General features: G+C 63.7%; 22 protein-coding genes and 1 tRNA gene. 5 read left to right on the top strand and 18 right to left on the bottom strand.

What is annotated here, in order from left to right; all coding sequences use genetic code 11:
• Positions 1-140: 140 nt before the first annotated feature.
• Both mmsB and O7A05_RS03735 read right to left on the bottom strand, forming a co-directional pair.
• Complete coding sequence (mmsB, locus tag O7A05_RS03740) at positions 141-1,025, bottom strand: 3-hydroxyisobutyrate dehydrogenase (protein WP_337091610.1); 885 nt, start codon at positions 1,023-1,025, stop codon at positions 141-143.
• Positions 1,026-1,068: 43 nt separating this feature from the next.
• A complete protein-coding gene (locus O7A05_RS03735; RefSeq protein WP_337091609.1) occupies positions 1,069-2,235 on the bottom strand; it encodes an isobutyryl-CoA dehydrogenase in 1,167 nt (388 codons plus the stop codon).
• A gap of 139 nt (positions 2,236-2,374) precedes the next feature.
• On the opposite strand from O7A05_RS03735, the gene O7A05_RS03730 reads away from it, so the two are divergent.
• Both O7A05_RS03730 and O7A05_RS03725 read left to right on the top strand, forming a co-directional pair.
• The gene (locus O7A05_RS03730) at positions 2,375-2,980 is read left to right on the top strand and encodes a dimethylsulfonioproprionate lyase family protein (RefSeq protein WP_337091608.1); all 606 of its coding nucleotides are present in this window, start codon (positions 2,375-2,377) and stop codon (positions 2,978-2,980) included.
• The gene (locus tag O7A05_RS03725) at positions 2,980-4,455 is read left to right on the top strand and encodes a cobyric acid synthase (RefSeq protein ID WP_337091606.1); all 1,476 of its coding nucleotides are present in this window, start codon (positions 2,980-2,982) and stop codon (positions 4,453-4,455) included. Before O7A05_RS03730 ends, O7A05_RS03725 begins: the two co-directional genes overlap by 1 nt.
• On the opposite strand, the gene O7A05_RS03720 is transcribed toward O7A05_RS03725, so the two are convergent.
• The 4 genes from O7A05_RS03720 to O7A05_RS03705 all read right to left on the bottom strand — a co-directional run bounded on the left by O7A05_RS03720 (position 4,456) and on the right by O7A05_RS03705 (position 6,886).
• A complete protein-coding gene (locus tag O7A05_RS03720; protein ID WP_337091605.1) occupies positions 4,456-4,875 on the bottom strand; it encodes a VOC family protein in 420 nt (139 codons plus the stop codon).
• An 85-nt stretch (positions 4,876-4,960) separates the two neighbouring features.
• Complete coding sequence (locus O7A05_RS03715; protein ID WP_337091604.1) at positions 4,961-5,794, bottom strand: helix-turn-helix domain-containing protein; 834 nt, start codon at positions 5,792-5,794, stop codon at positions 4,961-4,963.
• A gap of 83 nt (positions 5,795-5,877) precedes the next feature.
• Positions 5,878-6,048: a hypothetical protein gene (locus O7A05_RS03710; RefSeq protein WP_224715183.1), complete on the bottom strand. Its 171-nt coding sequence runs from the start codon at positions 6,046-6,048 to the stop codon at positions 5,878-5,880.
• Positions 6,049-6,100: 52 nt separating this feature from the next.
• A complete protein-coding gene (locus O7A05_RS03705) occupies positions 6,101-6,886 on the bottom strand; it encodes a TSUP family transporter (protein WP_337091601.1) in 786 nt (261 codons plus the stop codon).
• Between the two features lie 107 nt (positions 6,887-6,993).
• Between O7A05_RS03705 and O7A05_RS03700 the strand changes: the two genes are divergently transcribed.
• Positions 6,994-7,419: a TerB family tellurite resistance protein gene (locus O7A05_RS03700; RefSeq protein WP_337091600.1), complete on the top strand. Its 426-nt coding sequence runs from the start codon at positions 6,994-6,996 to the stop codon at positions 7,417-7,419.
• Positions 7,420-7,457: 38 nt separating this feature from the next.
• Positions 7,458-7,943, top strand: coding sequence for an NUDIX domain-containing protein (locus O7A05_RS03695; RefSeq protein WP_337091598.1), 486 nt, complete (start codon positions 7,458-7,460; stop codon positions 7,941-7,943).
• 4 nt (positions 7,944-7,947) lie between these two features.
• Here O7A05_RS03695 and O7A05_RS03690 read toward each other — a convergent pair whose 3' ends face one another.
• The 5 genes from O7A05_RS03690 to O7A05_RS03670 form a co-directional block, all read right to left on the bottom strand.
• On the bottom strand, positions 7,948-9,570 hold the full coding sequence (locus O7A05_RS03690; RefSeq protein WP_337091597.1) for an ABC transporter ATP-binding protein: 1,623 nt from the start codon (positions 9,568-9,570) through the stop codon (positions 7,948-7,950).
• Positions 9,567-10,436, bottom strand: coding sequence for an ABC transporter permease (locus O7A05_RS03685; protein ID WP_337091596.1), 870 nt, complete (start codon positions 10,434-10,436; stop codon positions 9,567-9,569). Before O7A05_RS03685 ends, O7A05_RS03690 begins: the two co-directional genes overlap by 4 nt.
• Entirely contained in the window at positions 10,433-11,380 is a 948-nt protein-coding gene (locus O7A05_RS03680) for an ABC transporter permease (protein ID WP_337091595.1), read from the bottom strand. Before O7A05_RS03680 ends, O7A05_RS03685 begins: the two co-directional genes overlap by 4 nt.
• A 28-nt stretch (positions 11,381-11,408) precedes the next feature.
• Positions 11,409-12,890, bottom strand: a complete 1,482-nt coding sequence (locus O7A05_RS03675) for an ABC transporter substrate-binding protein (RefSeq protein WP_337091594.1) — start codon at positions 12,888-12,890, stop codon at positions 11,409-11,411.
• 228 nt (positions 12,891-13,118) lie between these two features.
• On the bottom strand, positions 13,119-14,396 hold the full coding sequence (locus O7A05_RS03670; protein ID WP_337091593.1) for an acetylornithine deacetylase/succinyl-diaminopimelate desuccinylase family protein: 1,278 nt from the start codon (positions 14,394-14,396) through the stop codon (positions 13,119-13,121).
• Positions 14,397-14,657: 261 nt separating this feature from the next.
• On the opposite strand from O7A05_RS03670, the gene O7A05_RS03665 reads away from it, so the two are divergent.
• Positions 14,658-15,089 carry a L,D-transpeptidase gene (locus O7A05_RS03665; RefSeq protein ID WP_337091968.1) on the top strand — a complete coding sequence of 144 codons (432 nt, stop codon included), beginning with the start codon at positions 14,658-14,660 and terminating at the stop codon, positions 15,087-15,089.
• 1 nt (position 15,090) lies between these two features.
• Here the strand turns inward: O7A05_RS03665 and O7A05_RS03660 are convergent, their stop codons facing one another.
• The 7 genes from O7A05_RS03660 to O7A05_RS03630 all read right to left on the bottom strand — a co-directional run bounded on the left by O7A05_RS03660 (position 15,091) and on the right by O7A05_RS03630 (position 21,994).
• Positions 15,091-16,083, bottom strand: coding sequence for a lipid A biosynthesis lauroyl acyltransferase (locus O7A05_RS03660; RefSeq protein ID WP_337091592.1), 993 nt, complete (start codon positions 16,081-16,083; stop codon positions 15,091-15,093).
• Between the two features lie 19 nt (positions 16,084-16,102).
• The gene (locus tag O7A05_RS03655; protein ID WP_337091591.1) at positions 16,103-17,131 is read right to left on the bottom strand and encodes a zinc-binding dehydrogenase; all 1,029 of its coding nucleotides are present in this window, start codon (positions 17,129-17,131) and stop codon (positions 16,103-16,105) included.
• A 114-nt stretch (positions 17,132-17,245) separates the two neighbouring features.
• Complete coding sequence (locus O7A05_RS03650) at positions 17,246-18,517, bottom strand: beta-ketoacyl-ACP synthase (protein WP_337091589.1); 1,272 nt, start codon at positions 18,515-18,517, stop codon at positions 17,246-17,248.
• A 77-nt stretch (positions 18,518-18,594) separates the two neighbouring features.
• The gene (locus tag O7A05_RS03645) at positions 18,595-19,782 is read right to left on the bottom strand and encodes a beta-ketoacyl-ACP synthase (RefSeq protein ID WP_337091967.1); all 1,188 of its coding nucleotides are present in this window, start codon (positions 19,780-19,782) and stop codon (positions 18,595-18,597) included.
• Between the two features lie 115 nt (positions 19,783-19,897).
• Positions 19,898-20,179 carry an acyl carrier protein gene (locus O7A05_RS03640; RefSeq protein WP_040981809.1) on the bottom strand — a complete coding sequence of 94 codons (282 nt, stop codon included), beginning with the start codon at positions 20,177-20,179 and terminating at the stop codon, positions 19,898-19,900.
• Between the two features lie 235 nt (positions 20,180-20,414).
• The gene (locus O7A05_RS03635; protein WP_337091588.1) at positions 20,415-21,557 is read right to left on the bottom strand and encodes a slipin family protein; all 1,143 of its coding nucleotides are present in this window, start codon (positions 21,555-21,557) and stop codon (positions 20,415-20,417) included.
• A 371-nt stretch (positions 21,558-21,928) separates the two neighbouring features.
• A tRNA-Ile gene (locus O7A05_RS03630) sits at positions 21,929-21,994 on the bottom strand.
• Positions 21,995-22,200: the final 206 nt, after the last annotated feature.

The following is a 22,200-nucleotide window of genomic DNA, read 5'->3' as shown; positions in this document are numbered from 1 at the left end:
CGCCGGGCAGACGCGATGTCCGCCTCGCAATCCGTTTTAAAGGCACATCGTTACCGGTGAGTTAGCAAGACCTTAAGCAAATCTAAATTTGCCGGCTTTGCGTCGAAAAAATCCGCTAATAACCGTTCGAAAGCAGCCGTTTAGCTTTTGTTTCCGCGCAGGAAATTTATGATGCCGGAAAAATCGGCGCCGGCGTGGCCTTGCGCGTTGAACAAGGCATAAAGCTGCGTGGCTTCGGCGCCGAGCGGGGTCACGGCGCCCGCGCTCTGCGCGGCTTCCTGCGACAATTTCAGGTCCTTCAGCATGAGCGCGGCGGCAAAGCCCGGCTTGTAGTCGCGATTGGCCGGCGAAGCGGGAACGGGGCCGGGCACCGGGCAATAGGTGGTGAGCGACCAGCATTGGCCCGAGGAAGTGGAGGCGACGTCATACAGCGCCTGATGCGACAGGCCGAGCCTTTCGGCCAGGACGAAGCCTTCGGCCACGCCGATCATCGAGATGCCGAGAATCATGTTGTTGCAGATCTTGGCTGCCTGTCCGGCGCCGGCGCCGCCGCAATGAACGACGCGCCCGGCCATCGGCTGCAGGATCGGCTCGGCGGCGGCAAACGCTTCATCCGAGCCGCCGGCCATGAAGGTCAGCGTGCCGGCCGCAGCACCGCCCGTGCCGCCGGAGACCGGGGCATCGATCGATTGCAGCCCATGCTTCGCGGCAATCGCATGCGCCTTGCGCGCCGATTCGACATCGATGGTGGAGGAATCGATGAACAGCGCGCCTTTCCTGGCGTTGGGCGCGATGTCCTCATAGACCGACAGCACATGCTTGCCGGCGGGCAGCATGGTGATGACGACGTCCGCGCCCTTCACAGCGGCGACGGCGTTCGCCATGACAGTAATGCCATGTTCCTTGGCGGTCGCTAGGTTCTCGGGCACGAGGTCGAAGCCCAGCACCGTATGACCCGCCTTTACGAGGTTGGCGGCCATGGGATTACCCATGTTGCCGAGGCCGATGAAGGCGATCGTTGTCATTCTTGTTCCTCCGGAATCTTTGCTTCGGCAATGCGCGTCGGCGTCAGCGCCCAATCAGCGTCCGCGCGATGATGACGCGCATGATCTCGTTGGTGCCTTCGAGGATCTGGTGGACGCGCAGATCCCGCACCAGCTTCTCGATGCCATAGTCATGCAGGTAGCCGTAGCCGCCATGCAATTGCAGCGCCTGGTTGGCGATGTCGAAGCCGATATCGGTGACGAAGCGCTTGGCCATCGCAGACCATTTGCCGGCGTCGGACGCCTTGCGGTCGAGCTTGGAAGCGGCGGCGTAGAGGAAGATGCGGGCCGCCTGCAGTTCCGTCTCCATGTCGGCCAGCCTGAACTGCAGCGCCTGGAACTGGTTGATCTTGGAGCCAAAGGCCTTGCGCTCGGCCGTATAGGCTAGCGCTTTGTCGAGCGCCGACTGCGCACCGCCCAGCGAACAGGCGGCGATGTTGAGCCGCCCGCCGTCGAGCCCGGCCATGGCGATGCCGAAGCCGGCGCCTTCCGCGGCGAGCAGGTTCTCGGCCGGCACCTTGCAGTTCTCGAAGATGACCTGGCGGGTCGACTGCATGTGCCAGCCCATCTTGTGCTCGTTGGCGCCGAAGGACAGGCCCGGCGCATCCTTGGACACGACGAAGGTCGAGATCCCTTTCGGGCCATCGGCGCCGGTGCGCGCCATCACGACATAGAGGTCGCTGTCGCCGGCGCCGGAGATGAACTGCTTGGCGCCGTTGAGCACGTAATCGCCGCCGCTCTTCACCGCGCGCGTCTTCAGCGCAGCCGCATCCGAGCCTGAGCCGGGCTCGGTCAGGCAATAGCTCGCCAGCCACTCCATCGAGGTCAGTTTCGGCAGGAAGCGCTGGCGCTGCTCGTCGCTGCCGAACCGGTCGATCATCGAGGCCGCCATGTTGTGGATGGAAATGAAGGAGGAGAAGGCCGGATCGGCATGGGCAAGCGCCTCGAAGATCAGAACCGCGTCCAGCCGCCCAAGCGCCGAGCCGCCGACATCGTCGCGCACATAGATGCCGCCCAGGCCGAGCGGCCCGGTCTCGCGGATCACATCGGCGGGGAAGTGCTTTGCCTTATCCCAGTCGAGCGCATTGGGCGCGACGCGGTCCGACGCGAAGGCTCGGGCCATCTCCTGGATGGCGCGCTGTTCCTCGTTGAGTTCGAATTGGCCAGTGCCCGCATCGACTGCCGCGTCCATGGCGTGCTCCCTGTCGCTTCAGGCCTTCTGGCCTGTCGTTTTTGGCTTTGCGCGCCGTTCAATCTAGACCAATGATGCCGCCGCGCAACCCGGACCGTTGAGAACCGGCTGTGCATGGAATGACGAACGGAGCTCGTGCGTGCCGACAATTTTCGATGAGTTGCTGGAGCGATTCCAAGCCTATCTCGCCGGCGTCGACAACGATCTGGTCGCGGACGAAGTCGCGCGCATCGGCTGGGACATGCCTGTACGTTCTCTCGAACCCCGCGCGCTTGGCTGCCTTAGCCATCTCGATCGCATCGCCGAGCTTGCACCGGCCGATGCCAGGCCATTGACGCGATTTGTTGCCGACCAGCGGGACGAGTTGCGCTGGGGGCAGACCTATACCCCCGCCGATTTCGAGCAGAGCTTCATCGACAATTACGGCTGGCTGGAAGTGTTCGGCACACGCGGGCATTTCGTCAACGAAGAGGTCGCGGCCGGCCTGCTGATCCTCGGGCCCGACATCGTCTATCCCGACCATCATCACATTGCCGAGGAGATCTACATCCCGCTGACCGGCGGCACGGAATGGCGAATGGGCGAGGGCGATTTCCATGTTCGCGACGCCGGCGAGGTCATTCACCACGCTTCCAACGTCAGCCATGCCATGCGCACGGGCAAGGAACCGCTGATGGCGCTCTATCTCTGGCGCGGCGGACCGCTGGCGCAGAAATCGACAATCGGCTCGGGAGGCAAGAGCTGATGGCCAGGGCGATCATGCTGCAAGGCACCGGTTCGGATGTCGGCAAGACCGTGCTGGTGGCGGGGCTTTGCCGTGCTGCGAAGAATCGCGGGCTGAAGGTGCGGCCGTTCAAGCCGCAGAACATGTCGAACAATGCCGCGGTCGCCGACATTCCGGGCGACGACAAAGCCGGCGAAGGCGAGATCGGCCGCGGGCAATGGCTGCAGGCGCTGGCTTGCGGGGTGAGGCCGACCGTCCATATGAACCCGGTGCTGCTCAAGCCGCAGAGCGATATCGGCTCGCAAGTGGTGGTGCAGGGCAAGGTCTATGGCGAGGCGCGGGCGCGCGACTACCAGGCGATGAAAGCCGGGCTGATGGACGCGGTGCTGGATTCCTGGGCCAAGGTGGGCGAGGGCGCGGACCTGGTCATCGTCGAGGGTGCGGGCTCGCCCGCCGAGATCAATCTCAGAAGCCGCGACATCGCCAATATGGGCTTCGCCACGCGGGCCAATGTGCCGGTGATCCTGGTCGGCGACATCGACCGCGGCGGCGTCATTGCGTCCGTGGCCGGCACGCATCTGATCCTGCCGGAGGAAGACCGGCGCATGATCGCCGGCTATCTCATCAATAAGTTCCGCGGCGATGTCTCGTTGTTCGACGAGGGGATAAGCGCGATCGAAAGGTTCACCGGCTGGCGCTGCTTCGGCGTCGTGCCGTGGCTGAAGGCGGCCGGGCGGCTGCCGTCCGAGGATTCCGTGGTGCTCGAGCGCTTGGCTTCCGGCGAGAAACGAGCGCTGAAGGTGGCGGTGCCGATGCTGGCGCGCATTGCCAATTTCGACGATCTCGATCCGCTGAAAGCCGAGCCGCAGGTCGAGGTGGTGTTCGTGCCGCCGGGCAAGAAGCTGCCGGAAGATGCCGGGCTGGTGGTCATCCCCGGCTCCAAATCGACGATCGGCGACCTCATAAAATTCCGCGAGAACGGCTGGGATCGCGATCTTCTCGCCCATCGCAAGCGCGGCGGCCATGTCGTCGGCATCTGTGGCGGCTACCAGATGCTCGGCCGCATGGTGCGCGATCCCGACGGCATCGAAGGCAGCGTCACCGAGGCCGAAGGCCTCGGCCTGCTCGACATAGAAACGGTGATGGAGCCTGAGAAGACCGTGCGCAATTCAAGCGCGCATTCGGTGCAGTTCGGCCTGCCGCTCGAGGGCTATGAAATCCATCTCGGCCGCACCACCGGCCCGGATACGGCGCGGCCCTCGGCGATCCTCCACGACGTCGAGGACGGCGCGGTCTCTGCCGACGGCAAGGTGATCGGCACCTACCTGCACGGGCTGTTTTCCGCGGACGCTTTTCGCGCCGCCTATCTGGAGAGCCTTGGCGTCAAGGGAGGCGGCATCGATTATCGCGCGGACGTCGAGAAGGCGCTGGACGAGGTCGCTGGGGAGTTGGAAAGGCATCTCGACTGCGATGCGATTTTTGGGCTGGCGCGCTGACTACGCCTTCTCACCCGCCTTCGGCCAATAGGTGCCGAAGGACCAGACATTGCCTTCCGGGTCGAGGCAGATGAACTCGCGGCTGCCATAGTCGCGGTCGACCAGTTCGTGGAGGATTTTCGCGCCGGCCTTCTTGGCACGCACGTAGGCGGTATCGGCATCACCGACAGCGACGTAGATCGACTTACCGCCGCCACTGCCGGGCTCGCCCACCATCTTGCCGTAGTCGTCGTCGCGTGCTGTGCCCAGCATGATCATTGAGGAGCCGAAAGTCAGCTCGGCGTGGTGGACGATGTCGCCCTCGCCATAGCGGGCGTGAAGTTCGAAGCCGAAGGCCTCGCTGAGCCAGTCGATCATTTTGGCGGCGTTCCTGTAGCGCAGGGCCGGATAGAGACGGGGTGCTTCGTTTGCTGTCGGCATGACAATCTCCCTGGATCGGTTGATGAATGCCAGTCTGTGCGAAGGCGATCTCGGCGTCTTGAAGAAATGTTACCTCGCCTGAGGGCTAGATCATTGCCGCGAGCCCGGTCGGTGTTTCGCCGGCCAACTGACGGAACTCGCGCACCAGATGCGCCTGGTCGGCATAGCCGCAATCGGCGGCGATGCCGGCCCAGTCTTCGTCCTGCCGCTTCGACAGGGACAGCGCGCGGTTGAAGCGTACGATGCGTGACAAGGTCTTCGGGCCGATGCCGATTGCGTCGGTGAATTTGGCGGCCAGATGCTTGCGACTCCAGCCGATCTCGCCGGCGAGCGCCGAAATGCGGGTGCGGCCGCCCGACATGATGACCGTCCTGTACGCCCAGGAGATTTCGGGCGAAAGGGCATTCGCCTCGGCAAGGCGGCTTGTAATGAATCCTTCGGCAATGTCGAAGCGCGCGTTCCAATCCGTCGTCTCGCCGAGCTTTTCGCGCAGCGCGATGCCGGCAAAGCCCAGCGCATCGTCCAACCCGACCATGCGATCCCGCAGCTCGCTCATCGGCAGACCGAAGAATTGCCTGGCGCCGAGCGGCGTGAAATTGACCTGGACGCAGCAGGCGCCGCCGAAGGATTCGATCATCACCGCCCCGGCATAGAGGCCGGCGGCGAAGCTGGCGTGGCGGTCATTGTCACCTGGGCTGTGGCCGAGCCCGATGGCGAAGGGTTCAGCGAAGCTGATCACCAGCGGCACGGTTAGCGAAGCATATTCGACGATGCGGAAATGGCCGGGGCGGGTCTCGCGGTAGCCGCAGATATCCGTGACGATGCCCGTAAGCAAGGCAGCAGGCTTGCGCCGCACCATCTCAAAATGGAGGGCCGGGGACCGATTGTCCTGGCGATGGTGCTCTGGCTCGTCGGACATGGCGCGAGCCTAGCAGACCGCGTCCTCAAATCAAAAGCGCCCGGCAAGGCCGGGCGCTCCGGGTTGCCTAAGATCTGCGAATTTCAGGCGCCGCGCATCAAACAGCCGGCGGCGAGCACGATGTAGGCGATGAGCATGATCCAAACGGACGCAAGCGGAATGAATGCAAGAATGCCAAGGGCGGCGAGAAGGCCGATGACGGCGATAACTAACGAAATAATGAACACGATCTGGGTGGGTGCACTGAGATTCATGTCTGTCCCTCCAACATGATTCGCAACACCAGAACTCTACCAGCAGGAGCCCTCACACACCAACCAGTTGGCGCAGCGGATTGGCGGGGTCGGCCAATAGCTTGATCGCCAGCGCCAGACAGACCACCACCAGCAGCGGCTTGATCAGCTTTGCGCCGATGCGGATCGCCAGGCTCGCGCCGACGCGGGCGCCGATGAACTGCGCCACGCCCATCATCAGGCCGATCTTCCAGTCGATGACGCCGACGGCGGCGAAGACGACGAAGCCGCCGATGTTGGACGCAAAATTGAGCAGCTTGGTGTGCGCCGTCGCCTTAAGCACGCCATAGCCGGCGAGCGTGACGAAGGCGAGCATATAGAAGGAGCCGGCGCCGGGACCGAAGACGCCGTCATAGAAGCCGACCAGCGGCGGGACGATCAGCCCGAACAGGAAAGGCGACAGCCGCTCGGCGCGGTCGACGTCGTCCATGTTCGGCTTCAGCGCGAAGTAGAACGCGATGGCGATCAGAAGCAGCGGCAACAGCGCGCGCAGGAAATCGCCGGGCACGACGGTCGCCAAAAGCGCCCCGACCGCGCCGCCGACAAGCGCCAGCAGCGCCGACGGCAGCTGGCGGCGCAAATCGACCTGGCCGTTGGCGGCATAGTGAATCGTCGCCGAGCCCGAACCGAACATCCCTTGCAGCTTGTTCGTGCCGAGTGCTGCGACCGGCGAAAAACCGGCAAGCAGCAGCGCGGGGATCGTAATCAGCCCGCCGCCGCCGGCGATCGAGTCGACGAAGCCCGCGGCAAAGGCGGCGGCGATGAGGATGAGAACGGTCTGCAGGGTAAGGTCGATCATCGCGAAGGGGTGCTTGGAAGCAAGCCGCAGCTTCCATCACGCTCCACCAGTTTGCGCAAGACCAATTCCACGCTAACAATCTCGACGGAATCACAAAGGGGAGCTTGATGGCGATGGCGCTGCTCGACCAGATACGTTCGATCTTCGACGGTGACCCGGGCGTGCGCAAGGTCGCAGACGACCCGGTGCTGTCGGCCGAACTTCTGATGTTGTTCCGCATGATCCTGGCCGACGGCTCGGTCTCGGAGAGCGAGATGGTCGTGTTCCGGCGCATCTGCAAGGAAGCCTTCGGCATCCCTGAGGGCTCGATCGACAGCGTCATCGAATATCTCAACGATTTTGGCTACGAGACCAACGGCTCGCAGGCGATCGCGCTGTTCCGCGATCTCGATGTCGAGCGCCGGAAGCTGCTTGCACGCCACATGGCCGAGATCGCCAAGGCCGATGCCAGGCTGGCGCAGAGCGAGGTGAAGCTTCTGCGCCGCACGCTCGACCTGCTCGACATCAGCCCCGTCGATTTGGTGAAGCCGTAAGAGTGAGCAAACTGTTCGCTGGCGCTGGGAGCGTTTGAATGGCCTTTGCCGACAGCTATCTTGGGCAATTGCGGGCGTTGATCGGGAACCGTTTGGTGCTCATGCCAGGCGCACGCATCGTCATCGAGCACGCCGACGGGCGCATCCTGCTGCAGAAGCGAACCGATTTCGGCTTGTGGGGTCTGCCTGGCGGCAATGCCGAGGAAGGCGAAGGCTTGGAAGCGGTGGTGATCAGGGAGGTCGTCGAGGAAACCGGGTTGATCGTCAGCGATATCGAACCGTTCGGGTTCGGCTGCGATCCACAATATGAAACCTTCCAGTTTCCGAATGGCGATCGCACCCAGTTTTTCGCGCTGGTGTTTTACACGCGTTCCTTTGAAGGCGAGCCGGCCGTCACAGATGATGAAAGCACAGCGGTCGGCTGGTTTGCGCCCGACCGCTTGCCCGAAATGCTGCCCAACATGGCGCGCAGCATAGAGGCTTATCTCCGGTTCAAGGTCTCTGGAAAATTCCAGATGATCTGAGAGGCTAACCTTGCTCCTGCAACCGCCGAGCGATGGCCCGATGCAGGTCAGGGGCAGCGGCAACAAGCGCTTGTGCCGCTTCCGAGCGCGGATGGTCGAGCACATCGGCGGTGCCGCCGCGCTCGACGACTTTGCCCTCATGCATGACCAGCACCTCGTCCGCCATAGCGCGGGCGACTGTCAGGTCATGGGTGATGAAGAGATAGGCGATGCCGAGCTTCTGGTTGAGCTCGGCGAAAAGATCGAGGATCTGGGCGCGGATCGAGACATCCAGCGCCGAGACCGGCTCGTCGGCGACCACCAGCTTCGGGCGGGTGATGATGGCGCGGGCGATCGACAGGCGCTGGCGCTGGCCGCCCGAGAATTCATGCGGGTATTTGTCCATGTCGCGCGATCCGAGCCCGACTTCATGCAGCGCATGCGCGACCATCTCGCGGCGCTCGGCCTTTGCCGGCTGCTTTTCCAGAAGATGCAGCGGCTCGGCCACCAGCTTTTCCACCTTCTGGCGCGGGTCGAAGGAGCCGTAAGGATCCTGGAACACGACCTGCATGTCGCGCCTTGCCGGCCTCAGCGCCGATTGCGGCCTGCCCGTGATGGGCTCGCCGCGAAAGCGGATCGTGCCCGCCGTCGGCTTGTCCAAAGCGAGGATCATGCGGGCAAGCGTGGACTTGCCGCAGCCCGAGCGGCCGACCAGCGCCACCGATTGCGCGGGCTCGATGGTGAGCGAGACATCGTCGACGGCGCGGATCGGCTGCGCCGGCCGGAACAGGGTCTCGCGCCGCCCCGGATAGTCCCGGCCGATACCTTCGACTTCGAGCAAGGGTTTTGCCGAGCCGGCAGGGTGCGGCCTCGGGCGCGCCGGCACATGCATGGAAGCCAGCGCCAGCTCGCGTGTGTAGGGATGCTGTTGTTCCGACAGCGTGCGGGCGGTGTCGCCGGCTTCCGTCACCTCGCCACGGCGCAGGATGGTCAGGCGGTCGGCCATCTCGGTCACCACTGCGAGGTCGTGCGAGATGAGCAGCAGCCCCATGCGGTTCTCGCTGACCAGATCGCGGAGGAGATCGAGGATCTGCGCCTGCAGCACCACATCGAGCGCTGTCGTCGGCTCGTCGGCGATGAGCAGCTTCGGCTTCAACGCGCAGGCGATTGCGATGACGACGCGCTGGCGCTGGCCGCCGGACAGTTCGTGCGGGTAGCGCGACAGCGGGAATTTGGCCTCGGGCAGGCCGACACGGTCGAGGATTTTTCGCGCGCGCTCCTCGGCTTCGGCGCGACCTGCCCTGGTGTGCCAGCGTATGCCTTCGGCGACCTGTTCGCCGATGGTCTTGACCGGATTGAGCGCCGTCATCGGCTCCTGGAAGACCATGCCGATATCGTCGCCGCGCAGGGCGCACATCTGGTCCTCGCTCGCGCCGAGGATGTCGATGCCGTCGAAGGCGACGCGTCCGTCGGCGCGTGCCAGATGTGGCAGCAGCCGCATGACCGTCAGCGCCGTCATCGACTTGCCGGAGCCGGATTCGCCGACGAGGCCGACGACCTCGCCGGGCGCGATGGTCAGATCGACGCCTTTCAGGATCGGTGTGGCGCCGATCGTCAGCGACAGGTTCTCGATCTCGAGCAGGCTCATCGGCGCCGCCGCGATTTCGGATCGAGGATGTCGGCGATGCCGTCGCCGAGCAGGTTCAGCCCGAGCACGGTGATGACGATCGCCATGCCGGGGAAGATCACCATCCAGGGCGCGGTCACCATGCGCGTCTGGGCGTCGAACAGCATGCGGCCCCAACTCGGCATCGGAGGCTGCGCGCCGAGGCCGACATAGGAAAGCCCGGCTTCGGCTAGGATGCCCAGCGCGAACTGGATCGTGCCCTGGACGAGCACCAGCGTCGCGATGTTGGGCAGGATGTGCTCGACGGTGATCCGTGTCATGCCCTTGCCGGCAGCGCGCGCGGCAAGGATGAATTCGCGCGGCCAGATGGCTAAAGCGCCGGCGCGGGTGACGCGGGCAAAGACCGGGATGTTGAAGATGCCGATGGCGATGATGGCGTTGACGGCCCCGGGACCGAAGATCGCGGTGATCATGATTGCCGAAAGCAGCGCCGGAAAGGCGAAGACGAGATCGTTGAGGCGCATCAGCGCCTCGTCGACTATCCCGCCGCGCGCCGCGGCGAAGGCGCCGAGCGGCACACCGATGCCCATGCCGATGCCGACCGCGACCAACGCCACGGCGATCGAGTTGCGGGCGCCGACCATGATCATCGACAGGATGTCGCGGCCGAAATGGTCGGTGCCGAACCAGTGCGCCCAGGAGGGCGCCTGCGTCTTGTCGGCAATCACCAACCTCGTGACGTCGTAAGGCGTCCACAGGAACGAGACGAGCGCGACGGCCACGACCAGCAGCGTGATGATCAAGCCGATCAGAAAGGAGCGGTTGCCGAAGGCCTTGGCCAGCACGCCGGCAAGCGTTTCCTCGGGCAGGTCGACGCGTATGGTCATTGCCGGCCTCTGAGGCGGGGGTCGACGATGGCGTAGGAGAAATCGACGAGGAGGTTGATCAGGATCACGGCGGCGACCAGCAGCATGACGATGCTCTCGACGACGATCAGGTCGCGCTGGGTGATCGCCTGAAAGATCAGCCGGCCGAGGCCAGGCAGGTAGAAGACATTCTCGATGATGATGGTTCCGGCAAGCAGGAAGGCGAATTGCAGGCCGAGGATGGTGAGCACCGGGATCATGGCGTTGCGCAGCGCATGGCGCCAGAGCACGGCGCGATAGGGCAGGCCCTTGGCGCGCGCGGTGCGGATATAGTCTTCGTTGAGCACCTCGATCAGCGCCGAGCGGGCGACGCGCGCCAGGATCGCTGCCTGCGGCAATGCTAGTGCGACGGCCGGCAAGATCAGGGATTTCAACGCAGCCCAGATGCCGGCGCTCCAGCCCGGAAAGCCGCCGGCCGGCACCAGATGCAGCCAGACGGCGAACAGATAGATCAGCATCAGCGCGAACCAGAAATTCGGCACGGCGACGCCGAGCTGCGCGGCACCCATGGCGAGCGTGTCGCCGGCGCGGCCCTGCCGGCTGGCGGAGAAGACGCCGACCGGGATGGCGATGATGGTCGAGAGCGCCAGCGCGATCAGCGCCAGCGGGAGGGAAACGGCAATGCGTTCGCGCACCAGGTCGATGACAGGCACCGAATAGGTGTAGGAGCGGCCGAAATCGAGGCTGAGCAAGCCCGCCGCCCAGTGCAGGTAGCGCAGCACCAGCGGCGCGTTCAGCCCCATCTGGTTGCGCAGCATTTCGACCTGATCGGCGCTGGCATTCATGCCCAGCATCAGGCGTGCCGGATCGCCGGGCAGGATCTCCATGACCGCAAACACCACGATCGAGGCCAGCACCAGGGTGAGGGCGGCGATGATGAGGCGCTTGAGCAGGTAGGCGGTCATGGGAGGCGATCGGGCGATCGCGCCGGCCTCAATCCGTCCACTTCACCTTGGTGAGATCGTCCGCCTCGATCGGCCAGTTCGTCCACATGCCCTGCAGCTTGGCGTCCCAGACGCCAATCTTAGGCAGCTCGAACAGGTAGACGGCGGGTACGTCGTGCGCGAGAATCCTCTGCGTCTCGCCCAGCAGCTCCAGCCTCTTGTCCTTGTCGACGGTGGTGCCGAGTTCCTTGATGAGATCGTTGAACTTCGGATTGTCATACTGGAAATAGTAGCCGGGCCGCGAATAGATATCGATGTCGTTTGGCTCGACATGGGAAACAATCGTCAGGTCGTAGTCCTTGTTGGTGAAGACCTGGCTCAGCCACTCCGCCCATTCGACCGGAATGATCTGCAGATTGACCCCGATCTCCTTCAGTTGTGACTGAATCACCTGGCCGCCGTCGCGTGCGTAGGGTACGGGCGGCAGCTTGATCGTGGCGGAAAAGCCGTTCTCGAGCCCCGCTTCCTTCAGATATTCCTTGGCCTTGGCGATGTCGTGCGGATAGACGCCAGTGAGATCGACATAGCCCGCATCGCCTGGCGAAAAATGAGAGCCGATCGGCTTTCCAAGACCGTTCGAGGCCGCGGCGATGACGGCACTGCGATCGATCGCCGAGGCGAGCGCCTGCCGCACCGGAAGCTTATCGAAGGGTGGCTTTTTGTTGTTGATCGACAGGATTGTCTCGCCCTCGGTCGAGCCGATTACGACGCTGAAGCGGGGATCGGACTGGACCTGCGCGAGCGCGTCTTGTGCGGGCATGTTGGCGAAAGCCTGGATGTCGCCCGAGAGCAATGCGGGGACAGCCGCGGCCGCGTCCGGCACGATGCGGAACGTCGCCTTGTCGAGCGCGGCGGCTGTACCCCAATAGTCCGAGTTCTTGACGAGCGTGATCTCGGAACCTTTGGCCCAGTGATCGAGCTTGAATGGACCGGTGCCGATCGGCTTGTCCTTATTGCCTTCGGCGGACGCCTTCGCCACGATCACTGCCGCAACCTGGCCCATGTCGTAGAGGAAACTGCCCTGCGGCCCGTCGAGAGTGACCTTGACGGTCGTCGGATTGACCGCTGTGACATCGGTGATGTGGGCAAAGAGCTGCTTTTGCGGATTGAGCGAATCCTTAGCACGCGCTCGGTCCAGCGAGAATTTCACGTCGTCGGCGCTGAAGGCCGAGCCATCGTGGAACTTCACGCCGGAACGCAGCTTGAACGTGTAGACCTTGCCGTCGTCGGAGACTGCCCAGCTCTCGGCGAGAGCGGGTTGAACTTGACCGTTGTCGTCGATGCGCGTTAGCCCTTCAAAGACATTGGCATAGGTGACTTCGCCGATGGCCGCGGCCGCGCCGGCGGTCGGATCGAGATGTGGCGGCTCAAGCACGATGCCAAGCGTGAGGTCGGTGCGTGCGGCAAAGGCCGACGTGGCGGCAGCAAGCGACAGCACAGCCGCGGCCAGGATGGTCTTCCACAGTTTCATCGCTGAACTCCCATTGCTCAAACGTGCTCAGGCTGGCGGATAGAAGCGTGATTTCGCGCGCGAGTAAATTGCGTTTCGTGCTGCCGTGTCCCGCCGCGGGAAATGTTTTTCCCATTAACGGCGCGATTAGGGCGTTTCACCGTTTCACGGAAACGGAGAACCGCTCGCTCTCTTGTTCTTGCGCAATTCCAGACGGAAAACCGTTACACACTTTTCCTGGAATTGCTCTTAGTCCGTCGTACCTGTCAGCAAGATGTTGAGGCCGATCGCCATCACCTTGGCCGATTCCACCATGTCGGCGATGCCGACCCATTCGTCCGGCCGGTGGGCGAGGTCGAGAATGCCCGGGCCGTAGGCGATGCAATCGTAGAGGTGGCCGATGCGCGCGACATGCTTCTGGTCGTATGTGCCCGGCGAGATCACATAGTCGGGTTCGCGGTCGAACACCTCCATGATGCCTTTCGCGACAGCCTTCACCACTGGCGCGTCGCGCTCGGTCATCAGCGGCAGCACCTCCATGAGGTCGCGGATCTCGTAGTCGAATTTTTTGCGCTCGCGCTTCAGCCGGTCGAGGATGCCGATGACTTCGGCTTTTACGGTGACGATGTCCTCTTCGAGCAGGAAGCGCCGGTCGATGGTAAGCCGGCAGGAATCCGGCACGTTGGGCGAGGGAAGCCCCGGCCGGAAATCCTCGGTCTGGCCGCCATGGATGGAATTGATGTTCATGGTCGAGCGCCGGGCGCCTTCCGGCACCACCGGCATGCGCGTCATCTTGCGGTCGAGCGCCGGGAACAATTCCTCCTCGAAGGCCTGCAGGACGGCGCCCATGTGGCGTACTGCATTGTCGCCGAGGAACGGCATCGAGCCATGCGCGATCTCCCCCTTGGTTTCGATCTCGGCCCACCAGACGCCGCGATGGCCAAGGCAGATGCGATCCTTGTTCAGCGGCTCGGGGATGATGACGTGGTCTACCTTCGGCTTGGAGAAATAGCCGAGCCTGGCCAGATGCGCGACGCCGCCGAAACCGCCCGATTCCTCGTCCGCCGTGCCCGATATCTCGATGGCGCCGGGGAAATCCGGATAGGTTGCCATGAAGGCTTCCGCGGCGATGACCGAGGCGGCCAGACCGCCCTTCATGTCGCAGGCGCCGCGGCCATAGACCCTGCCGTCCTTCACCACGCCGGCAAAGGGATCGACGGTCCAGCCGTCGCCCGCCTCGACCACGTCGATATGTGAGTTGAAATGCACGCAGGCGCCGGGCGAGCGGCCGTCGAAACGGGCGACGATATTGACGCGCGGATAGCGGTCGCTGTCGCCGGGCGCGTCCTCGGCACGGATGAATTCGGTTTCGAAGCCGCGTTTCTTCAGGCGCGCGCCAAGAAACTCGGCGCATGGCCGGTAGGCCTCGCCTGGCGGGTTGACGGTCGGGAAGCGGATCAGGTCGGCGGTCAGCGCAACGAGGTCGTCGGCCCGGTCCTCGACCGCCTTGAGAAGTTGTTCGTCCATGCGGTGGATTGAAGAAGGAACGCAGCACTTTTGCAAGCAGCAGTCACTCATTGCCACACGACGATCCAGGCATGGCCCAACGCCCTCGCCTAAACTCCAGAGGGTGCGTGTCGCAGCGGCAACTATACCGGGAAAATCATTCAAATTCACCGCATTGGATTGGCGGTTTCGTCAATCAGTGTGTGGTACTTAACGCACCTGCCGGCAAAAAAGATGGAAAACCGCATGGATGGCAGGGGGCAATCAAAGGGGTTTGATCGCATGAAAAAGTTCGTTCTCACGGCAACCGTGCTGGCAACCGCGTTGTTCGGCATGTCTATCGCAAGCCGGGCGGCCACGCTGGTCGCCAATATCGACGTCTCATCACAGACCATGACCGTCAGCAAATATGGCCAAGTCGTCTATCGCTGGAGTGTGTCGACCGCGCGCAAGGGCTATTTCACGCCGCGCGGCAGCTACCGGCCGCAATGGACCGCCCGGATGTGGTATTCGCGCAAATACGACAACTCGCCGATGCCGTATTCGGTGTTCTTTCACGGCGGCTACGCCATTCACGGCACCGGGTCGGTGAGAAATCTCGGACGACCGGCGTCGCATGGCTGCGTGCGCCTGCATCCGGCTAACGCCGCAGCCTTTTATTCGATGGTCAAGGAAGTCGGCTTCGGCAACACGCGGATTGTCGTCACCAACTGACCTAAAGGCCGACTGTCGCCTTCGACTGTCCGCGCTTACGGCGGCGGCCGCTGATTTCCCAGCGCTTGTGGAACCACATCCACTGGCCGGGATCCTCACGCACCCAGCGCTCGACCACATCGGTGAGCAGCTGGGTGGTGGCGCTGACATCGACGCTGCCGCCTTCGGTGCGCGGCAAGGTCAGCCTGTCCTGGATTTCCAGACGGAAGCGGTTGCCCGGCAGCCGGATGCAACGGGCGGGGTAGACATCGCAGTCATAGTGGCGGGCGAGCATGCCGAGCATCGGATTGCTCTGGCACGGGCGGCCGAAGAAGGTCGTGTCTACGCCGCCCGAGAATTTCTGATCGACCAGCACGCCGATATTGCCGCCCTTTTCCAGGATGGCGGCAAGGGCGAAGGACGCTCCGGCGGCGGAGGGCAGCAGCGCGCCCATCGAGGAGCGGCGCGTCGAGTGGATGTAGTCGGCGAGATAGGGGTTGTTCGGCGGGCGAAACAGCGCCGTGATGTTCATGCCGAAGGTGGCGGCGGCCACCGGCAGCAGCTCGAAATTGCCGAGATGGCCGGTGAACAAGATATGCGGCTTCTTCTCGCCGGCGATCTCGTGGAAATGTTCGACGCCGCGCACCTCGACCCGGCCCGGCTTCGAAGCGTTCGGATCGAAGTCGAACAGCGCATCGAGGAAGATGTATTCGGCCGCGAGGCGGGCCATGTTGCCCCACATGTCGCGCGCGATGGCTTCGATCTCGGCGTCGCTCTTTTGCGGATAGGCAAGGCGCAGATTGTTGACCGCAACGCGATGGCGCCCGACCAGCGGACCGACCCGGCGGGCGACGCGGTCGGCGAAGTTGAGCGCGCTGTCCGGCGGCAACAGGCGCAGCAGCGAGAGCAAGACGATAGCAAGCTTGGCGACCAGCCAGTGCTCCAACTGGCGCAGCCGCCGCCCGTAGCGGAACATCAAGTCCCGGCGGGCTTTCCTGAACACCGTGCCGACCATCCGCCTTTCCTGGAACTGCTTAGGAAACGCGCAGGATGATCTTGCCGAAGACGTCGCGGCCTTCCATGCGCTTCAGCGCGGCATCGATGTCGTCGAAGCCGACTTCGGTATCGGTGACGGGGACGACGAGGCCGGCGGCCATCTTCTGCATGGCATTGGCCATGTTCTCCATGCGGCAGCCGAAGGAGCCGAGCAGCTTCAGCTGCTGCTGGAAGAGCTGCATCAGGTTGATCTGCGTCGACACGCCCGAGGTCGAGCCGCAGGTGACCAGGCGGCCGCCGCGCTTCAAGCACAGCATCGAGCCGGCGAATGTGTCGGCGCCGACATGCTCGAAGACGACATCGACACCCTTCTTCTTCGTCAGCTTGCGCACGACGCCTTCAAAACGGTCCTCGCGGTAGTTGATGACATGGTCGGCGCCAAGCGCCTTGGCCTTGTCGATCTTGTCGTTCGAGCCGACCGTGGTGATGACCGTGCAGCCCATCTTCTTGGCGAGTTGGATGGCTGCGGTGCCGATGCCGGAGCCTCCGGCATGGACGAGGATGGTTTCGCCCGGTTCCAGCTTCGCGTTGTCGAACAGCATGTGCTCGACCGTTCCGAAGGTGACGGGCGCGACCGCGGCGCCGATTTCGCTAACGCCGGGAGGAGCGGGCACCACGAGGCGCGCCGGCAGGTTGATCTTCTCCTGGGCGAAGCCGTCGAGATGGAAGCCGTGCACGCCGGAGACATGCTCGCAGAGATTGTCGCGGCCTTCGCGGCAGGCGCGGCACAGCCCGCAGGTGCGCGCGCCATAGATCGAGACCAATTGTCCGGGCTGCAGGCCGGAGACGCCGGGGCCGACTGCCTCGACCTCGCCGGCGGCTTCGGCGCCGACGACCAGCGGCAGCTTGCGCTTGGCAAAGGCCATACCGCGCCAGCCCCAGACATCGATATGGTTGAGCGCCACCGCCTTGATACGGAGCGTCACTTCGCCCAGCGAAGGCGGCGGGGGAGGCGGCAGGTCCACCGTTTCGAGACGGCGGTCCTCGATAAGTTGCAATGCGCGCATTGGGCCTGTCAGTTCGGTTCTAAAGCGCAATGCGCTTTAGTTTCTTTGTTACGCACGTCGTTGTCGCAAAACCGATTTCAGTTTTGCGCGACATGCATTGCGGAAAAAATCCGCTTAGACCGGTTCCCGCGCCATGACAAGGCAGGTGTTCTGGCCGCCAAAGCCGAAGGAGTTCGACAAAACCGTGCCGACCTCGGCGTCACGCTTCTTGTTCGGGACGACGTCGAGGACAATAGCCGGATCGGGATTGTCGTAATTGATGGTCGGCGGAATGACGCTTTCGCGCATGGTCATCAGCGAGAAGGCGGCCTCCACCGCGCCGGCGGCCGACAGTGTGTGACCGATCATCGATTTGTTCGACGAGATCGGCATCGAGCCGATGCGCTCGCCGAAGACGGTGGACAGCGACAGGTGCTCCATCTTGTCGTTCTCGGGCGTCGAGGTGCCGTGCGCATTGACGTAGTCGATCTCGTCTTCGCCGAGGCCCGCATCGGCAAGGGCAGCGCGCACGGCCGCGATCGCCGGCGAGCCGTCGGGCTTGGAGCGGGTGCGATGGAAATCGTCGGCTTTCTCGCCGCAGCCGCGCATGATGCCCAGGATCGTCGCGCCGCGCGCAAGGGCGGCTTCCAGCGATTCCAGCACCAGTGCGCCGGAGCCTTCGGCCAGCACGAAGCCATCGCGGTCCTTGGAGAATGGCTTTGAGGCCTTCTCGGGAATGTCGTTGTGGGTGGACAGCGCCGAGAGCAGCGAGAAACGGATCAGCGCTTCGGCGGTCGCCGAGCCGTCGGCGCCGATCGACAGCGCCTTGTCGCACTCGCCGCGCCGGATCGCCTCGACCCCGAGCTGGATGGCGGTGGCGCCCGAGGCGCAGGCGGTCGACAGCGTGATCGGCAGGCCCCGCGTGCCGAAGCGGTCGGCCAGCCGGTCGGCGATCGAGCCGAACTGGGTGGTTTCGAAGACATCCAGCTCCTTCAACCCGCGCGCCACGCGCAGCAACCTTTCGGCGCCTGCCTCCTGCTTGTCGGAATTATAGAGCGAGAAGCGGTCGGCCCAGTCGAGCTCGACCGGCGGCGAGGCCAGGAACAGCGGGCCGCCGAAATCGCCGGAATCGAGGCCTGCTTCCGAGACAGCCTCCTGGGCTGCCGTCTCGGCCAGTTCGTAAGTGAGGTGGCTCGCGCCCTTCGAGCTCGAGGGCAGGAAGTCGACCATGCCGGAAATGCGGGTGTTGAGGTGGTCGACCGGAAAGCGGGTGATCGGATGGATGCCGGATTTGCCCGAGGTCAGCGCCGCCCAATTGTCGGCCTTGCCGATGCCGAGCGAGGTCACCACGCCGATGCCGGTAACGGCGACGATCGGCCTGCCCATGTGATCGCGAAGATTGGCCATGCTTTGTCTGCCTCGTTATCGAGCAATTCTAGGAAAAGTGTGCAGCGGTTTTCCGCCCGGAATTGCGAAAAACCGATCTAAGCGGCTTTAACCAGCCCCAGGCCCTCGAATTGGTGGTAGCCGATCGCGGTTGCAAGGACGGAATTGGGAGCGCCTTCGAATGGGCGCTCCACTGTGGCATCGAAGACAGGATAGCCGGCGCCGCGATCGACGGCCATCGCCGCGAGCGCAACCGCAAAGGGGAATTGCGCTTCCTTCATATGGCCGGTCAGCGTTGAAAAGGCACGCACGGCCAAAGCCGGGTTGGCGTCGAGCACCGCCTTTTCGGCCGCGGTGGCGGCGTGGCCGCCGGAAGCGGCGGAAATCGTAAGCAGGTCGCCGTCGGGAAGGTTGGCCTGCTTCAACAGCGCAGCAATCTCCGAATTCAACTCGCCTTGCCGGCGCCTGGCGCGGCCGGAGACGACGGGGCCAAGCTCGGCGTAGATCTTGCGGCCACGGTTTTTTGCGTGTTCGCGCTGTTCGAGCACCAGGAAAGCGCCGCCGGAGCCCGTGACCACGCCGCCGCCTTCTGAACCCTGGCGTTGCCAGACCGGTTTCCACGGGCCACGATGCAGGTAGCCGGCAAGCTCGTAGCCGAGCAGCATGTCGGAATGCTCGGTCTGGAAGGCGCCGCCGACCAGAACATGGGTCGACTGTCCCGAGCGGATGCGCGCGGCCGCCGTCTCGACGGCAGAGACGCCGGCGCCTTCCTCGCCCATGAAGGTGCGCGACGAACCGGTGACCTTGTGGACGATCGAGATGTTGCCGGCGAGCAGGTTGGAGAGCTGGGCGAGGAACAAAGTCGGCCGCAGTTCCGTCGTCAGCTTCTCGTTGAGCAGCACGTCGCGGTCGTTACGGCTCTCGGAGGCCGCAAGGATCACGGCATCGACGGCTTCGTCGCGCTCCCCGCCGCCGGCCGCCACCACCATGTCCATGGTGGTGCAAAGCTCGTCATTGCCCTTGATGCCGGCGTCATCCAGCGCCAGGCCGGCCGCATAGGTGCCGAGCCGCTGCCAGGTTTCCATCTGGCGCTGGTCGCCGCGCTTGGCGATCTGCAGGTTCCAGTCGATCTCCGGCAGGGGATGGATCGTATAGGGCGCGAAGCGCGCCGCATCGAGCACCGGCTGGAAACCGGGCTGCGTCAGCTTTTGCCAGTGCGCGTCGGGACCTTCTCCCAATGAAGAGACAAGGCCAATCCCGGTGATGACGACGTCGTGGGAACTCATGGGTGGCTGTTGTGGGTCAGGCGACTTTTTGATTTTGCGCATGATCCTTTCCGAAAATCGATGCCGATTTCCGGCTCATGCGCTGAGCGCGTCAAGTTCGCGCGCTCTGTGGACATCAGGCGTTCTTGGCCGCGACCAGAGCATCGATCTTGGCGCACAGGTTCTTCATGACGAAATAATCGTCGGTCGAAGCCTTGCCGTCATTGACTTCCTGCGTCCACTTCTCGAGCGGCACCTTGATGCCGAATTCCTTGTCGATGGCGAAAACGATGTCGAGGAAATCGAGGCTATCGATGCCGAGATCGTCGATGGTGTGGCTCTCGGGCGTGATGGTGTCGATGTCGATCTCGCTGGTGTCGGCAATGATCTTGGCGACTTTCTCGAAAGTGGTGGACAAGGGCTCTTCCTTCGGTTGCGGGCGGAATCTGTCCGCATCTTGTTTGGGCGCTGTCTAATCGGTTTTTCCCGGCAGGAAAAGGCCTGATGCGCCGGGGGCAGATGGGTACAGGGTTGAGGAAAGGCAAGAAGGGCCGCCGATCGAACCGGCGGCCCTTCCCATTTTATGCTGCGTAAGCTTTCCATGTCGATGCATGTTGTTCTCCCAAAGCCGGAACCGCTTTGGGCGACATGCATCAGTCGCGGAGCTTGACCAGGTCGTTGAGCAGCCCGCCCGTCCCGTTGTGGACGGTGAACCGCTCGACCTTACCGGCGATGGCTTCGAGAGCCTCGAGCTCCTTCAGCCGCAGCATCACCGGATTCTCCGCCATCACCTTGGCCGTGTTGAGCAGCGAACGCGTGGCGTTCGTCTCCTCGCGGCGGCGGATGACGTTGGCCTCGGCCTGCTTCTCGGCCGAAACCACCTGGTTGAGGATCTCGCGCATATCGCCCGGCAGGATGACATCCTTGAGAGCGATATCGCTGACCTCGACGCCGATCGCGGCCATGTCGTCGCGCACCTTGGCTGCCGCGTCCTCGTCGACCGTCACCTTCTTGTCGAGGATCTGGTCGAGCGTGAGCGCGCCAAGCGTCTTGCGGAAGGCATACTGCAGGGCGCGGTAGAGGGCTTCCGAGAAGTCCTTGACCGTGCTCACCGCCGTCACCGGATCGACGACCCGGTATTCGGCGGCGATGTTGACGCGGATCGTCACGCGATCCCTGGTCAACACTTCCTGCCCGGCGACATCGAGCGACTGGCGCTTGGTGTCGACGACCTTCACCTGGACCATGCGCCCGACATTCCAGAAGGCATGCACGCCCGCGGCAAGTGTGCGGGCGAAGACGCCATCCACGAACAGCAACCCGACCTGGCCGTCCACGACCGGATAGAGGAACACATGCTCCGTCTTGCGGGCCTGGCCGATCCGGCGCATCAGGGCCGGATCGACAGCCAGATCGGCCGCCGTGTCGACGGACGTCACCTTCCACGGTCCCGCCTCGGTCCAAAGCACGAGCTTGCGGTCCGGAATCAGAACAGCATGCAAGGCACCGTCGCGCTCGATGACCGCAACCTCCGTGCGTCCGGTGCGGACGACGGTGAAGTGACGCGCGGCCACGTCCGGGAGCTTGTCGAACAACGCCTTCTCGTATGCCGAAACGAATTCCGGGTTCTTCAGGTCGTGCCTGGAGATTTCCAGGTTTCCGCGCTGGTTGGCGAGCCAATGTTCGCCCGGCATCAGGATCGCCTGGATCTCGCCCTTGTAGAGGGCGACGGCACGTTCATTTTCCTTCACGAGGACGCGCTGGCGTCCAAGAAGCTTTGCGAGAATGGTCTTCATTGTCTTACTCCTGTCGGGCATGGCCCCATGCGAGGCGTCACGTCATGCGTCGAAGCATCCTTTCGTTTCTCGTTTCACGTCGTCGTGCTTCATCTCCCGGGCACGAATGATCCGGGGACCGATAGCATCGATCCGCCGCGGGCATTCGGGAGCGGATCGCGGGGCGACGAAGCGGGCGCCGGAAGCCGAAGCTTCCTTTGCCGGCCGCGCCGCGCCTTGATCGTCACCGCGGGCCTGGCCGCGAGCCGATGGCGCAGGACATCGCCGCCCGGCGAGGCCGAAACCTTGCCGTCCGTGAAGTCCTCGCATTCCGGTCCCCGGACCATTTTCGAATAACACCGTAAAAGGGTGCCTTGGCTTATCAGGCCAAATGGAGAAGGACTCGAACCTTCGGCCGTCAGATTATGAGTCTGATGCTCTACCCAACTGAGCTATCCGTGTCGTGGGTGTGGGAATCGAACCCTGTCTCCGGACCAACTCCGGCGCTCTCCATGAGCTACACCCGCAAGTCCCAACACTCCGAAACGGCACCGTACACAGCGCGGCAAAGCCGGCTGCGCGGGCGGAGGCGAAAGCTCCAAACCGCTGTGCTCGCTTCGGTTTTCGTGACCGGGAGCGCGCCTATAGACCCTGCGACGGGTTG

Source organism: Mesorhizobium argentiipisi (SeqCode), assembly GCF_037179585.1.
Taxonomy (GTDB): Bacteria; Pseudomonadota; Alphaproteobacteria; order Rhizobiales; family Rhizobiaceae; genus Mesorhizobium; species Mesorhizobium argentiipisi.
Note: the sequence above shows the minus strand (reverse complement) of the source record. Positions and strands in the feature narration are given on the sequence as shown.